General features: G+C 59.5%; 13 protein-coding genes. 7 read left to right on the top strand and 6 right to left on the bottom strand.

All coding sequences use genetic code 11. From position 1 onward, the window contains the following. Positions 1-107 precede the first annotated feature (107 nt). Together HMPREF2651_RS04375 and HMPREF2651_RS04370 are read left to right on the top strand one after the other, a co-directional pair. The gene (locus HMPREF2651_RS04375; RefSeq protein WP_038627777.1) at positions 108-1418 is read left to right on the top strand and encodes an MFS transporter; all 1311 of its coding nucleotides are present in this window, start codon (positions 108-110) and stop codon (positions 1416-1418) included. Between the two features lie 43 nt (positions 1419-1461). Beyond that, positions 1462-2418: an exodeoxyribonuclease III gene (locus HMPREF2651_RS04370; RefSeq protein ID WP_038627780.1), complete on the top strand. Its 957-nt coding sequence runs from the start codon at positions 1462-1464 to the stop codon at positions 2416-2418. A gap of 25 nt (positions 2419-2443) precedes the next feature. Here the strand turns inward: HMPREF2651_RS04370 and HMPREF2651_RS04365 are convergent, their stop codons facing one another. Then, complete coding sequence (locus HMPREF2651_RS04365; protein WP_070585985.1) at positions 2444-5131, bottom strand: DUF6541 family protein; 2688 nt, start codon at positions 5129-5131, stop codon at positions 2444-2446. Positions 5132-5321: 190 nt separating this feature from the next. Here HMPREF2651_RS04365 and HMPREF2651_RS04360 point away from each other — a divergent pair, with 190 nt between their 5' ends. The 3 genes from HMPREF2651_RS04360 (at position 5322) to HMPREF2651_RS04350 (ending at position 8040) form a co-directional block, all read left to right on the top strand. After that, the gene (locus HMPREF2651_RS04360; protein WP_070560858.1) at positions 5322-5753 is read left to right on the top strand and encodes a hypothetical protein; all 432 of its coding nucleotides are present in this window, start codon (positions 5322-5324) and stop codon (positions 5751-5753) included. A 143-nt stretch (positions 5754-5896) separates the two neighbouring features. Next, complete coding sequence (trpS, locus tag HMPREF2651_RS04355) at positions 5897-6952, top strand: tryptophan--tRNA ligase (protein WP_049171954.1); 1056 nt, start codon at positions 5897-5899, stop codon at positions 6950-6952. Positions 6953-7014: 62 nt separating this feature from the next. Further along, positions 7015-8040 carry a YhjD/YihY/BrkB family envelope integrity protein gene (locus tag HMPREF2651_RS04350; protein ID WP_049182310.1) on the top strand — a complete coding sequence of 342 codons (1026 nt, stop codon included), beginning with the start codon at positions 7015-7017 and terminating at the stop codon, positions 8038-8040. Here HMPREF2651_RS04350 and HMPREF2651_RS04345 read toward each other — a convergent pair whose 3' ends face one another. Next, positions 8041-9291, bottom strand: coding sequence for a D-alanyl-D-alanine carboxypeptidase family protein (locus HMPREF2651_RS04345; RefSeq protein ID WP_065423015.1), 1251 nt, complete (start codon positions 9289-9291; stop codon positions 8041-8043). Positions 9292-9447: 156 nt separating this feature from the next. Between HMPREF2651_RS04345 and HMPREF2651_RS04340 the strand changes: the two genes are divergently transcribed. After that, positions 9448-10677, top strand: coding sequence for an adenosine deaminase (locus HMPREF2651_RS04340; RefSeq protein ID WP_038627790.1), 1230 nt, complete (start codon positions 9448-9450; stop codon positions 10675-10677). Between the two features lie 30 nt (positions 10678-10707). Here HMPREF2651_RS04340 and HMPREF2651_RS04335 read toward each other — a convergent pair whose 3' ends face one another. The 3 genes from HMPREF2651_RS04335 to HMPREF2651_RS04325 form a co-directional block, all read right to left on the bottom strand. Then, positions 10708-11949, bottom strand: coding sequence for a hypothetical protein (locus tag HMPREF2651_RS04335; RefSeq protein WP_038627792.1), 1242 nt, complete (start codon positions 11947-11949; stop codon positions 10708-10710). A 132-nt stretch (positions 11950-12081) separates the two neighbouring features. Beyond that, complete coding sequence (locus HMPREF2651_RS04330) at positions 12082-13125, bottom strand: C40 family peptidase (RefSeq protein WP_049182309.1); 1044 nt, start codon at positions 13123-13125, stop codon at positions 12082-12084. Continuing rightward, positions 13125-13445 (bottom strand): hypothetical protein, encoded by a 321-nt coding sequence (locus HMPREF2651_RS04325; RefSeq protein ID WP_038627794.1) that lies wholly within the window; start codon positions 13443-13445, stop codon positions 13125-13127. Before HMPREF2651_RS04325 ends, HMPREF2651_RS04330 begins: the two co-directional genes overlap by 1 nt. Positions 13446-13793: 348 nt before the next feature. Between HMPREF2651_RS04325 and upp the strand changes: the two genes are divergently transcribed. Beyond that, entirely contained in the window at positions 13794-14429 is a 636-nt protein-coding gene (upp, locus tag HMPREF2651_RS04320) for a uracil phosphoribosyltransferase (RefSeq protein WP_049171962.1), read from the top strand. A 9-nt stretch (positions 14430-14438) separates the two neighbouring features. On the opposite strand, the gene HMPREF2651_RS10895 is transcribed toward upp, so the two are convergent. Further along, positions 14439-15122 carry a hypothetical protein gene (locus tag HMPREF2651_RS10895; protein WP_141746481.1) on the bottom strand — a complete coding sequence of 228 codons (684 nt, stop codon included), beginning with the start codon at positions 15120-15122 and terminating at the stop codon, positions 14439-14441. Between the last annotated feature and the right edge of the window lie 112 nt (positions 15123-15234).

Genomic DNA, 15234 nt, shown 5'->3' with positions numbered 1-15234 from the left:
TTCCCTTTCGGCTCCCCTCGCGGTTTTGCGAGCCCGTCTTGGGTCGAAAATCGAGGGGAACTGAGAGCCCACCAACTGGCGTAAGAAGAGAAAAGGAGACGGTCGCAATGACGTCGTCAAGCGAAGTAACAACCCACAACGACGACCACAAACCGCGTGCACGTCGTGTGGGAGCGTTTAGCTCGCATCGCCGTCCTGTTCCGGTGCAGGACGACATCTCTGATCTACGCCGAATCTTGGTGATTGTGGCTCTGTCGGTCGGTGCATTCGGCATCGGCGTTACTGAGTTTGTGGCCATGGGCCTGCTGCCTTACATCGCTGACGCCTTCGGACGCGATGAGGATGCCGCGGGGCGCATGATTTCGATGTACGCCCTCGGTGTTGTCGTGGGCGCACCGCTGATTACCGTGCTGACCGGTTCGATTCCGCGCAGGCGCATGCTACTGCTGCTGATGGCGGCATTTACCATCGGCAATGGTGCCACGGTATGGGCAGGCACACTGGGGTCTTTCGAAGCTGTCATGGTCTCCCGCTTCATTGCCGGTTTGCCGCACGGTGCGTATTTCTCGGTGGCTGCTCTGGTGGCGGCCTCCCTGGCTAAGCCAGGGCAGCGTGGAAAGATGGTGGCCCTGTCGGGCGTGGGGCTGTCGGTGGCGACTGTGATAGGTGTGCCGGCCGCGCAGGTGCTGGGGCAGATGTACGGTTGGCGCAGTGCCTTCGCGTTTGTAGCGGTCATCGGCCTGATTGCACTTGTTTCGCTGTGGTTCGCTGTGCCGCATATGAACCGTATGCCGAAGACGCGTCCGATGGATGAGCTCTCCGCCCTGGTGACACCGCAGGTGCTGCTGACCGTCGCAATCGGCACCGTTGGTTTCGGCGGAATGTTCGCGGTCTACACCTATATCACTTGGACCATGACTCGCGAAGCGGGCATGAGCGAAAACCACATCTGGATTGTGCTGATGGCCTACGGCATCGGCATGGTAGTCGGTACCTACATTGGCGGATGGCTCTCCGACCGCATCGGGGAGTGGGGCATCATGGTTGCGCTGGTGCTGATGGTAATCATGCTCAGTGCTTTCTACTTCACCTCGCAGAATGCTGTGCTGGGCACGATCAACTTCCTCCTTATCGGTCTGCTGGGATCGGTATTGGTACCGAATCTGCAGACCCGTCTGATGGATGTCGCAGGTCGCGCACAGACGCTGGCGGCAGCTCTCAACCAGGCCGCATTGAACATGGCCAACGCATTCGGAGCCGCGCTCGGTGGTTGGGTCATCGCTTCCGGTTATGGCTACCGCGCACCGGCTTTGGGCGGCGCAACGTTGGCGATGCTGGCTATCTTCATCGCTCTGCCGACCATTGTTCTGTACCGCCGCTCACAGGCGAAGAAGTCCGAGCGCATCGAACTGCGCTAGAGGTCTACAAGGCGTAGCGCACGCATAGGTAACGTATGAGGGCATGAGCCTTACAATCGCGACAATCAATGTCAACGGCATCCGCGCCGCCGTCAAAGAGCGCAGCGAAACCAACCTCGGACTGTTGGAGTGGCTGAAGCACACCAGTTCCGATGTCGTTTTGCTGCAGGAAGTCCGCGCCACCGACGACCAGGCACGCAAGGCCCTCGCGCCCGCTTTCGATGCCGGATGGCATTGGGTCGGCGCTGAAAACCTGGGTGCCAAGGGGCGCGCCGGGGTGGGCATTCTCTCGCGCTTTCCGCTTAACGACGTCCAGGTGGGCATCGGCTCGGAGGAGTTCGAAGAATCCGGTCGGTTTATCAGTGGGGTTGCCCCGGCAGCGGATACCGGCCTGGATGCGGATGTCCAGATTGCCAGCCTCTACCTGCCGTCCGGTGCCGCGCTTAGTGAGAAGCAGGATGAGAAGTACCGCTTCCTCGATGCCTTCTCTGATTACCTGGCGGAACTGGGTGCCAAGGGGCGCGACGGTCACCACGCAGTTATCGGCGGCGACTGGAACATCTGTCACCGCGAACAGGATTTGAAGAACTGGAAGACCAACCGCCGCAAGAGCGGCTTCCTGCCACAGGAGCGCGCCTGGATGGACTCGGTCTTCGGCTGCTGGCCCGATGAGGTTCCCCAGGATTCGCAGGTTCAGGCCAGCGACAAGGAGCTGGAATCCGGTGCCTTCTCCGATGGTTCCGTGTGGGAGGCCCCGGCGCCCAATGCAGATCCGGTGTGGTTTGATGTCACCCGCCGTCTTCACCCAGAGGCCGACGGCCCTTGGTCCTGGTGGACCTACCGCGGTAAGGCGTTCGATACAGATGCCGGCTGGCGCATCGACTACCAGGCGGCAACCGAACCAATGCTCAAGCGTGCCGTCAGCTCGGTGGTGGACAAGCCTGCCGCCTACGATCTTCGCTGGACGGACCACGCGCCGGTGATCGTGGAGTACGCCTAGACTCGGCACGCGCCTAGGCCGCGGACTAGTATGCTCCGACTCCAGCGAATTCTGGGATCAACTCCGGCTCGGGAGCGGTTACGAGATGTCGGTTCTGCCGCAACATGGAGGCAATGCCGTCAACGATGGCGTCGGCCCATTTGTCCTGCATAGCCGGGTCGGCCAAATCGCGGGTGAGTTTTTCAGCGCCCACCGCTCCCAGCGATAGCGCAACCGTCGGCGCATGCGACCGCGAACTCTGGTTCACCGCCACTGCCGGCGCCAGACCGGTACGAAACTCTGTTGGCACCCCGTTTGTGCTGTAACTGCTGTGCGGATTGAAACCTCGGAACACCATTCCGTCACGCACACCTGCCGCCAGCTGCCAGTCAGCAGGGTCATCGTCCTTTGGCTCGAGGGACTCCACCACAGCGGATACCGAAAAACCACGATCGCCGATGTTATCCCCAGAAAGGGTCTGGCCCTCTGATGAGCGACCGACAATTACGGTGGCTGCGCTCTCCGTGCCGTCGGCAAGCGAATGCGCGCCAACGATTGCGCCGCGCTGACGGAGCTTCTCGTTGGCACGTTGCACGATGCTGTCGATGTGAGCGGAAGTATCCCCACTCAAACGCAGTGCGCGAGGCAGGTCAGCGTTGATAGCCTCGATGGCCCCGCGGCGAGAGTCGACGGTGATATGCGCGCCGGCGAGCGGATCGGCAGCCTCGTCGGGGGAGGGGATGATCGGCTGGCGCGGAGGCATCCACAGTGGATTGGGGCGCGCCGGGCGGTGTGGGGAACTGTTGACAACAGCGTGCAACTCTTCAGGTGAAAACATCTTGTTGACCGCGAAAATCATCACCGAACCGTCGTGATACACGGGCGTGAGCCCCGGCGCGTGCCATGCCCAGGAACGCATCGACAGCGCCTCCGTGCCATCCGTGTTCACACCTGGCGGGGAACTAATGATGTAATGCACGCCCAGTTTTTTCGCCATGGCATCGAATTCCGGATGTGAGCCCAGCAAGTCAACGTTTGTCGGCAGCTTCTTGCTTGCCTCGGCATTTTTGTCGGAGAAGGAGAAATGGCGGAACAGCGTCGGCAGCCCAGCGATGGCGTACATCCACGCAGAACCGTCACGACGGTCATTGAGGATATGCCCCTCAAACGCATGCGGCTGCTCGGACAGCCAATCAATAGCTTCCATGTCCGCAGCGGTCACAAACGTGCTTCCGAAACTTCCACGAATTGCCTCGCGCTGAGCAGGCCCACTCACCCAGGTCGCAGGCACAATCGCCAGTGCCGCTACGAGCCCCATCGCCAGCGCAGGATTCCACGACTTGACCGGCTGATTTCGCTTTGCGACGATCCACTGCGCCGCAGCCACAATCGCGACAACGGCAGCCGCGACTGCGTAGCCGACCAGCACTGCGCGCAGAATTCCCATAACCGCCTGCATACGGTACGGCATGTCGTAGAAGAAAGTGCCAATAAACTTCAGATAGGTGCCGAACGGCTCATCCCAACGGGACTGCGCACTATCGGACACCACAAAGAGCAGCCCGAAAGCCAGTGCCGGCCACGGCGCCCACGGGCTGTCTGGTAGGCGAGAGACCAGCGCCACCACCAGGCCGATGAGCACAAGAACCAGAACAGTCTGGGAAAAGATGGGCTCGTCAGCATAGCGGGAAAACCCGATAAGAGTCCGCCACAGTGATTCGGAGCGGGAAATCTCAATTTGGCCGGTAAAGCCCGCAACGGATTCACCTTGCCCGCTAGCGGACAATGCTGCCGGGAGAGTCATCACCAGTGAGAGCGCTCCGATAATTAGTGTGCGAGCGAGGCCACTGACACTCGGTTGGGTGATCAACCACAAGCCAACAAAGAGCACAGCAGCAATTGCGCCGGCCGGGTGGGTGATAAACGTGCCGACCAGGGCAAGCGTAGCGGGGACAATATAGCCCCGCATGGTCAAAGCCGCAGCGATCGGCAAAGTGGCCACCGCGAGCAGATACGGCATGGAGGATGTGCGCCAAAGAGCCACCCAAATCTCCGGGAGCATCAGCGTCGCGACGGCAGCTGCGGGACCGGCATAGGCCGCCCACTTAGGGCCAACTGCGGTGCGGGCTAGCACCGCAGTTGCTGCGGGCAGAAGCAGTGCCGGGGCCAAGAACGCAAACACGTTGGAATCGAGGAAAACCGAGCCGGGCAGCAGCCCCGCCACGGCATGCCAGCCGGTGGGGTAGAACATTTCGGCTCCGGTCTCCTGATTCATCAGGTCACCGGCCGCGGTGGGCGAGGCTATTGCATGCTCGTCAATGAACCGGAGGAAGTTGGTATGCCAGAGCATATCCCAGGCCTCGCGGATAGCGCCGGGGCCACCGGGGACGTCGTTAAGCACGAGCATGGCGCGCATCGAGCCGACTACCGTGACCCCGGCGACAATCATCGCGGTGACAACGCCGGAATCGAAGCCGTCTTCGGGCGTTGCCCGGGGGATGAATCTGCGCACCAGATAGCCAATGGCACAGAACCATGCCCACATGCCGGCCACGAAGAGCCAGGTGTAATCCAGCCCAAGTGCGTGAGACGACCATGCGGAAAAACCGATCACACCCATCGTTAATGGGCCGGCAGATGCCAACGCGAGCGTGGGACGTAGCCCACTGACCCAACCGAGAACTGTGCCTGGGATCAGCAGGATGAAGACGGCAACCGCAATGGCAGCGAGCATGGGACTCCTGACGGATAAGAGAATTGAATTAGTCCAATAATACCTGTGGGTTAGTTCGGCACTTTGGACGCGAGCGCCTAAGATTTGAAGAAGGGCTGATGGGACTTCAGCTGCTGTACAGCCCAAGCGCGAATTTGCGCGAGACTTGAAGCGAGCTCGGTGCGGACCCGGAAAGGAGAGGACATTCACAGTGAAAAACGGCGAGAGAGATAACAAGCGGCACCAGATGGCCGATTTGGAAGCCATCGCACGGAGCCTGCAGAACGATCCTGGTACTGCTGTCAATGTCCCGGTGGTCGTGACTTCCGGTGTCATCGTTGCGTTTATTGTGCTGTCTTTTGCCTACGCGTGGCCACTGTGGATTTCCCTCGGACTCATTGTTCTGCTGGGAGTCGTCATGGTCGTGTCCTACACCCGCAGGCCTCCCGTAGCTCCACTGGAGTTGACCCAGGGGGAGCGCGAGCGTGTTCGACGTGTTCTCTCTGAACACGGCATCCGCCCGGCTGTCACGCTGGTGCGCGCACTGTACCCCGAGGAATCGCCAGCCGCTGCAGCGCGAACCGTCAAATTGCTATCCGATCGAATGCTTGTGGAGCAAGGGTACAAGGGCCGTCAGGACTAGTTTTTGGTAGTCGCTTTCCCGGTAGTCGACGTCGATTTAAAGACCGGATATTAAGGATTGGCGTTCCTGTAAAGCCTGCGATGTCGTCGAAATGGGTACGTCGCCGACTCTCCACTATGAAGCTCGCGCTAAACTTATTGGCTATGAGTGAAAGCAAGGGTCCTGAAGCAACTAATCCTGCACCGAGTGCTCGTAAGCAGCGCGTTCTGTCCGGCATTCAGCCGACCGCAGATTCCTACCACCTGGGCAACTACCTGGGAGCATTGAAGAACTGGATTAATCTGCAGGATGACTTCGACGCTTACTACTTCATTCCAGACCTGCACGCCATCACTGTCGAGCAGAATCCGAAGGAGCTGCGTCAGCGCACTATCGCAGGTGCCGCACAGCTGATTGCACTTGGTATTGATCCGGAGAAGTCGGTGCTGTTCGTGCAGTCGCATGTGCCCGAGCACGCGGAGCTCGGATGGGTGCTGACCTGCTTGACTGGCTTTGGTGAAGCCAGCCGTATGACGCAGTTTAAGGACAAGTCCTCTCGTCAGGGCGCGGAACACACCTCCGCTGGTTTGTTTGCGTACCCGATGCTGATGGCCGCCGACATTCTGCTCTACCGCCCACAGCTGGTGCCGGTGGGCGAGGACCAACGCCAGCACCTCGAGCTGACGCGTAACCTGGCGCAGCGCTTCAACTCCCGCTACAAGAAAACGTTCGTTGTGCCGGATCCGCACATCATGGAAGGCTCCGCCAAGATTTATGACTTGCAGGATCCGACCTCGAAGATGAGCAAGTCGGGTGCAAACCCGAAGGGCATTATTAATCTGTTGGACGACCCAAAGGTCTCTGCCAAGCGCATTCGCTCGGCCGTTACCGACAACGATGGCGAAATTCGTTTCGACCGTGAGAACAAGCCGGGCGTATCCAACCTGCTGGTCATTCAGTCGGCGTTGACCGACAAGCCTGTCGACGAGCTCGTTGCCGGCTACGAAGGCGCAGGCTACGGCCAGCTGAAGGCTGATACCGCAGATGCGCTGGAAGCATTCACCACGCCACTGCGTGCTCGCTATGAGGAGCTCATGGCTGATCGCGGTGAGTTGGAACGAATCCTGGCCGAAGGCGCTGACCGTGCCCGTGAAGTTGCCGCCAAGACACTTGCAGATGTGTACGAGCGCGTCGGGTTCCTGAAGGCTGCCAACCGTTAATCCAGCTGTAGACTCTGCGCTTCAGTCTCCGTACCGAAAGCTGGCACGTTAAGGTAGAGGACATGGCAACCTCTACTCAAAAAGATCCGAAGAGAACGGACCGCTATGGCATCGAGCGTGTACACGCCGATGAACCGAGCGCAATCGACCGCCTCCGCGAAAAGTGGACGTGGTTCGATCACATTATGCGGATGCAGGAGCGCTACTCTGAGCAGGGTGGCAACTTTTTTGCCGCCGCTGTCACGTACTTCTCCGTGCTGTCGATTTTCCCCCTTATCATGACGGCATTTGCCATCCTCGCGCTTGTGTTGCGTGGTAATGAGCAACTGCTCGAGCAAATTCAGTCCGCTATCACAGACTCCATCGATGGGTCGATGGGCGACACCATCAACGCAATTATTGAAGGTGCGATCGATCAGGCCGGTGGCGTTTTCACCGTCGGTTTCATCGCCACCCTGTGGTCGGGTCTTAGTTGGATGAGCAACCTCTCCAACGCAGTGACACAGCTGTGGAAGCGCCCGCTAGGCGCTAGCAACTTCGTGATGGGAAAGGTTCGCGACCTGCTGCGTCTGCTGGGCATGCTGGTTATGATCCTGCTGACCTTCGCTGTCACCGCGGCCGGCTCTTCCGGACTGACACAGTCCCTGCTGGACAAGATTGGTCTGGCCCATGTCCCGGGAATCACAATAATCGCAGGATTGATTGCCATCGCCATTGGTCTCGTCGCCAACTGGCTGCTGTTCTTCTGGATGCTCGCTTTCCTGCCACGCGGGGGTGCCCCGTTCCGCTCTGCGGCAAAGGGCGCGATTATCGGTGCGATTGGCCTTGAGGTTGTCAAGCAGCTCGGTAGCGTTTTCTTCTCCAACGCCCTGTCGAACCCGGCCGGTGCAGTTTTCGGTCCGGTCATCGGTTTGATGGTCGTCTTCTACCTCATCTGGCGCATCACTATGTACGCCACTGCCTGGACCGCGACGACCGAAGAAGCGCTTGCCGACGAGGAGCTGGATGCGCCTGCTCCTGCTGTCATTAACGTCCGTGCGGAAGCGGCCAACCCGTCCGGATTGAACCGCCTGCTCGGTTCGAAATAATTAGCCGCGATCGCGTCTGCCGAAGCGGTAGGTGACCATCGCAATCAATGCGATGACACCTACGATGGCAGCGCTGACAGTAATTTTCAGCCCGGTTCCTGTTGACTCGTCGTCCAGGATATCGGGCAATTTTTCTACCAACGTATTCTCAGCCGCTTCCGCTTCGAGGACACCGACAGAGCTGTCCTGCGGGGCCGCGAAGCCGGCGTCGAGAAGCGATGCTGCCTGCTCCCAGGGGCGCGGTGAATCCTCCACAGTGGCGTCGAGGATGATGACGCCGAGACGACGGCCGTCGCGCTCAGCCACCCCAGCGAAGGTGTGACGGGCATCGTCGGTAAAACCGGTTTTGCCTCCAAGCGCGCCGGGATAGTCCTGGGCAATCAGCTGATTGTCGTTGGCGATTTCGAAGTCATCGACCTCGAGAGCTTTGTCTCCGGGGATGGTGGCCAGGCGGGTGGCCGAGAGTTTGCGATAGGTCTCATTGTTGAATGCGTGCTGGAAGAACAGTGACATGTCGTATGCCGACGTCATCTGGCCCGGGGCATCGAGACCAGTCGGGTTGACCACTCGCGTATCCGTCGCCCCCAATTTCTTTGCCAGGGCGTTGACCTTTTCGGTGGTCTTATCCATGCCACCAAGTTCGCGGGCCAACGCGTGGCCGGTGTCGTTGCCGGAGTTGAGCAACAGGCCAGTCAGGAGCGTTTCTACCGAGTAGTTCACGTCCTCGACGATGCCGACACGAGAGCCCTCCATGTTCGCGTCCTCGAATGTCGCTTTAACCGAGGTGTCGAGTTTCAAATCCTCGAGCGCCTCCATCGCCAGCAACACCTTAATAATCGATGCCGGACGGTAGCGGCCGTGCGGGTCCTTCGCCGCAAGGACATCGCCGGATTTCAAATCGAACACCGTCCATGCAGAGGCGGAGAGGTCTTTCGGGACGTCAAACCCCTCACCGCTGACAATGCCGCAGGCGGACATTTTGCTACCTCCAGTCGGTTTTTGGGGAACCGGAAGTGGAGGGGGAGATGTTTCGCCGGGAGCCGGAACCTCCGAGGAGTCCACTGGTGCTGGTGGGAGGGTCTTGTAGGGGCAGCCCTCCGTGTCACGGATGTCAGGTGCGGGGCCGACAATCGGAGTGTCGTCGGTAAGCGAGGTGCTCTGCGCCATGGCTGCGGGGGCAGTGCTCGGCAGAAGCAAAGCGCTGGTGGCTAGCAGCGTAACGGCAGACGAGTAGCGGCGAGAGGGAAACATGATGAAATAAGGGTAGTAAAACGTCACTCGGAATGACGTATTTCTCGTGTGTGGATGGGGGAAAACGGGGGAGGGAAAGCCTTTGTGCAAAGCAGAAATACGATTCCGCGGCAGTGAAGTAGAAGCGGAGGGCGCAGTACCGATAGTCTGGCCATTATGACTAATTCTTTGCACAGTGATGCTCAGTCTCTGGACACACAGTCTTCGGCATCGAATCTCGATGAGATGCGCAAGGTTGTCGCCAGCCTGCCCAAGGTACTGCTTCACGATCACCTTGATGGCGGCCTGCGCCCGCAGACCGTTATCGACCTGGCCGCGGACTGCGGTTACACCGATCAGCTGCCCACCACCGACGTGGATGAACTGGAGAAGTGGTTCATTGACACCGGCAACTCTGGCTCGTTGCCGAGCTACCTGACTGCCTTCGCGCACACCTGCGCCGTCATGCAGACCGCTGAGTCGCTGACGCGCGTGGCGCGTGAGGCCGTCGAGGATTTGGCTGCCGACAACGTTGTCTACGCTGAGCTGCGTCTCGCTCCGGAAAACCATCTGGAAAAGGGCCTGGATATGCAGGCTGTTATCGACGCTCTGGTCGAAGGCCTGGCGCAGGGTGAAGCCCATGCCGCCGCTGAGGGAAAGCACATCACCGCACGTCTGTTGGTCTGTGCGATGCGCCAGAATAACAATTCCAAGGAAGTTGCACAGCTGGTCATCGACAACTACGGGAAGAACTCCGACGGGTACGTTGTCGGTTTTGACATCGCTGGACCGGAAAACGGCTTCCCGCCGGCTAACCACGCCGAAGCATTCACTATGCTGCGGGAGAACCTCATTCCGGTCACCATTCACGCAGGTGAAGACGCCGGTGTGGATTCGTTGCAGGACGCTGTCGTGCAAGGTGCTCGCCGCCTGGGGCACGGTGTGCGCATCTACGAGGACTTCGGTGCTTCCCTCGAGGGCATCGAATGTCAGGAGGTTGCCTCCGCTATTCGTGACCGCCAGATTCCGCTGGAAATCTGCCCGACCTCCAACGTTCAGACGGGTGTCTGTGACAGCGTTGCGGATCACCCGTTCTCGCTTCTCGACGATATGAGTTTCGCCTGCACCGTCAACACGGATAACCGTCTGATTGGTGCGACTTCCATGACCAGGGAGTGCATGGAGCTGGTGGAGAACTTCGGCTACGGCTACAGCGAGCTGTTCGAACTGACCTCGAATGCGCTAAACAATGCATTCGTGGATCTGCCGACCCGCGAACACATCATGGACACCATTATTTACCCCGCTTACCTGCAGCTTATCGACAACAGCGACGAGGACATCGAAACTGATGTCAACGGTGCGGGTTTCGGTGCCGAAGACGAGCTGAACCTGACGCTGGACTAGCCAGCGCCGGCCAGCTTTGCTGGGTGGGAGCTAGATCTTGGTCGTAAACCGAGCGGCCAAGTCCTTCTCCAGCTGCCTCCAGCCCTTGGCCTCATCGTCGTAAGGCGGAACTGGCTCGGACAGCTCTCCGGTGTCCAGCAGGAAGTTCAGCAGCCACTGCAGCTGCTGATTGCCCGCCAGTACCTCGTTCACGGCATCATCACCAGCCCAGTCAGCGGCATCTGCGAGTAGCTCGTACGCGCGGGCGAGCTGGGCGGTGTCCACGGCGTTCGGGCCCTTTTCAATATCCTCGGCCAGACCGGTAAACGAGTACTCATTGTCCTCGTGCACCACGGCCTCTAGCTCACCTGCGTTGGCTGCAGTGATGATTTCATCCCACGTCGTCAGCGCCGACATGTCGTGATGCTTGTTCTCCAGCAGCCAACGTACCATCGTGCGTGGCTGCGAGAACGTGTGAATCTCACCGGCGCTGCCCAGGAATAGCGGGCGACGCCCCATGTAACAACGCAAGGTGTAGAGCGTGCGGCCAGCGATGGAAATCTTGATCGGGTCGATGCCAGCGTTGGCCCACACCGTCTGATCGTACGGATCGCCGGCGGTCTCCTCTGCGGCCTTCTTTTCCTCTTCGCGCTTCTTCTCCGCTGCTTCACGACGCTCACGCTCCGCGGCCTCTGCTTCCTTTAGTGCGACTGCAGCAGTGGTTTCAGACTCTTCATCGATGTTCGGAGTATTTGCGCCGATGGCGTCGATAGCGTCAATGCAATTGTCCCAGTTGGTCAAGATGACACTGCCGATAGCTGACCACTGAGCGGCGCCACCGCCCTGGAAGTGATCAGCACCATTTTGTGTGGCAGCCAGGACAGAGTGAGAGGCGAACATCTGGTTGATCGGATTGAGATCCGCGATCGCACCAATCGAGCGAGTGATGGCAAGAATGCGGTCTGCGCGCGAAACATGGTCGTAGTCGGCCCGGCCAGCCAAAATTTCTGGCAGCCCAATCAGGTCATAGCGGTGGCGTGGCGCCGCGATGGCCGCTCCCGGTAGCTGCTGGTTGAAGTTGCGCCAGCTGGGGTGCTGCGTGAAGTCGTGAGGAGCATCCGACTGAAGGAAAGCCAGGAGCTTTGCCGCTGATGAGAACAAATAGATGTCATCGCCGCGGCCGAGCAGAGCCTGCCACTCGGAGCCACCTTCACGCCAGCTTGGAGCCCACAACGTGTAAAAGGTGCCCGAGGTCAGCTCGAGTTCGATAGGAACGATGCCTTTCCTGGCCATAGTTTTCGTCGCAGCCCTTCTGCTTGTCGGTGATTGTTAAAACTCAAAAATTGTCATACCTGCAGCGCCCCCACGGGTGGCAAGTTTGCGTAGTCCTATCTTAGAAGTTTTACGACGCAGATACCCACCGCACTATCCGGTCGGGCGGTAGAACCCCTTAAACGGCATGCCGATGTTGGTTGTACGCACGGGGTTTACCTGTACCGGATCGCCCGCTTCGACCATCTTTCCGTCGCCGATAACCATGGCGACATGGCCGTCCCACACTGCAAGATCGCCAGGCAGCAGTTCATCCTGGCTCACCTGTCGGCCGACGGCCTGTGCTTCTGCCGTGCGGGGAATATCAACACCAGCTTGCCCGTAGGCCCAGTGCGTCAAGCCTGAACAATCGAGCGCCTGCCCCGGAGTATTTCCGCCCCAACCATAGGGCGTTCCCACGGCACTGAGTGCAGCTTTCACCGCAGCTTGGGCTTCTGGTGTCGGCGCGCCAGCCCCCGCATCCGCAGGCACCGGCGCGCCGCCCGAATCGGACGACGCCCACGAACCATCTGCAGCGTCGGTAGCGCTGGCCAATCCTGGGGTGTTCGTAGACGTAGAAGCGAAGGCGGCTTGAGTGGTTGCTGGGGCCTCCAACTGCGTCGGACGGGGTGGGGCAGGGGTGTCCACCGCGGTGCTTGCCTGCTGTATCAGCGACTGCACCAGAGGCCGCAGTTCTTGTTCTAGTTTCATGAGCCGCGCAATGGCCTGTGAGATCGCGGAACTGGCCGCTGAGACTAGGCTGGCACCGGTTGCGGCGAGACCTGCGGGCCCCGCAGCCGTCGCAGTCAGCGAGCCCATGGCGGAAGTAACAAAATCCATGGCAATCCGGGCCAAATCAGTGGCCGCTGACATTACTGCGGCTAGGCCCTTGGCAATGTCACTGTCAATGGTTCCGGCGCGAGCTTCCAAGTCGGCTGCCGCATTTGCAGCCTGTTTGAGGCTTGTTCCCGCGGCTCCTGCCCCGGAACGAGCACCATCGCTCCAGTTGCGGTCAACGGAATCTGCCACAGAGCGCCAGGCAGTACTCGCGGCGGGGATTGCGGCCCCAGCAAGTCCTGCCAGTGCGGGCGCGATGGCAGGACTTAGCTGTTGTGCAATCGCGCTGGGGACTTCCGTAAGTAGATTGGTGGGAAGCATCACGCACCGCCAATCCCGCGAGCTGCAACGGCTCCCATTTTCGGTGAAATGGACTGCAACGCATGTGCGCCTGCATCTTCAGCAGTGGACACCGCAGAGACAAGAGCGTTCAGTGCACGAGCAGCGCTGGTGCCGTACTCATTCAGCTCAGCCACATGCTCATGTTGGCGCTGTAGAGCAGTGGCTGCAGCGTGACAGAAGGGGCCGGCAAACGGGACGTCGCCAAGCGAGTGCAGTGCGCTGATGTCCAAGGCAGTGCCGCTGTCCTGCTGCGACAATGCGTCAAGGCGCGCGGCATTGGCAGAAATAAGCTCTGGCACCAGCGTAAAGACTGAGTCATTCCCGCTAGTGGCCGGAGAGAGAAATGATTGGCTGTGGGGACTGTGCGGTGATGGACGGGACAAGATTTACGGCCTCTCTAGGAAATTCGCGTGTGGTTAAACACTCAGTGCTGTGGCAGAACGGCTAGCGGGGTTCGGACGGCGACTGAGTGGCAAGTGGATTTGGTAGTAAGCGGGCTTACACAAATGGGGCGCAGTAAAAAGCCCTCGTATTGTTAGGCGCGAAAAAGGCCGATTCGGTTCCATCTTTTTTTGCGGAACGTGTTTTCAGAAACTTGCGATGCCGGCACCAGAGCGGCAAAAGCAAAGCAATGTATTTTGGAAGGCATGGAGATTACCGTTGTCAACCATCCCTTGGCACAGTCACGTTTGACCATTCTGCGCGACGCGCGCACTGATAACGCGGGCTTCCGTGCGGCACTCGCCGATCTGGGCGCAATGCTGATTTACGAGGCAAGCCGGGAGCTGCCCGTCGATAACTTCGATGTTCAGACCCCAATCACCACCGCGCCGGGTTACCGTCTGCAGGATCCGCCGATTATTGTTCCCGTCATTCGTGCGGGGCTTGGCATGATTGATCCGTCGCTGTCGATGATTCCGGATGCGCAGGTGGGATTTATTGGCTTGGCTCGTAATGAGGAAACCCATGAGCCGGTGCCGTACCTCGAGGCGCTGCCGGAGGATTTGTCCGGGCGCACTGTCTTCCTGGTCGACCCAATGCTGGCAACCGGTGGTTCACTGCTGCATGCCCTGAAGCTGTTGGCAGATCGCGGAGCGGACAACATCACGGCCGTGTGCATCATTTCCGCACAGCAGGGTGTCGACGCCTTGAAGGAATCCGGTTTCCCGGTGCGTCTTGTCACCACTGTGGTGGACCCGGATCTTAACGAGGATGCCTACATCGTGCCGGGGCTGGGAGATGCGGGCGACCGCCTCTACGGTCCCCGCAACATTGATCTTTAAGTTGATCTCTTAGGCAGTGCCCCAGGCTTCTGCAGCGTACTTTTTGACGACCTCGTTGTCCTTGGTCACAAGAACTCCGTCGGGGGACATCTGGTACTTGTACGAGCCGTTTTGTGCAACAACGCGGTCGCCCTCATCGACGATGATGTCCATCGATCCGGAACCCTGTGGTGTATCCGAGCGGTAGTACTTCTCGCCGGAGCGTGTCTCACAAGCAGCAGCCTTAATTCCCTGTTCAGCGGCGACAACAGCAAAAGCGCGGTCGCCGCTGTCGCAGCGTGCGGAGCTGCCCACGAAGCCCAGGCCGTCCAGGTCGGAGCGCCCAGTGCCGAAGTCCTGTCCCTCCGGAGCTGATGTCGGCTCGGAGCTCGTCGTCGTGGATGACGAAGACGTGGTGCTCGGCGTCGACGACGAGGAAGATGTCGAAGTGCTCGGCGTGCTTGACGACGTCTCGGAGGTCTTCGACGTAGTTGTCGTCGTGGTGGTCGTCTTGCTCGTAGAAGTCGAACTCGTCGAGGACTGCGGTGTCGAACTGGGCGACGTCGGCTGCGAGGAGGAGGGGACCTCCGGACGCTGGGGCTCATCACTATTGTTCAGCGACAGGCCGATGGCGATGCCGATGACGACCACGAGTGCTGTGGCCACGATGATGATGGGGATGCTGAGAGACTTAGGTGTGCCATTGCCGGACATGCCTATTATCATCGCAGACTTCCTCAAAATGTGAAACATCTGATAATTGAAGAGGTCAAAGTTAAAGAAGTGACTCCTGGTCATGTGTACGTCTGGCGCTGACATTCAAGCG

The sequence above is a fragment of the Corynebacterium sp. HMSC063A05 genome, assembly GCF_001809695.1.
Lineage (GTDB): Bacteria > Actinomycetota > Actinomycetes > Mycobacteriales > Mycobacteriaceae > Corynebacterium > Corynebacterium amycolatum.
The sequence above is the reverse complement of the archived record's forward strand: the minus strand, read 5'-3'. Positions and strand labels throughout refer to the sequence as shown.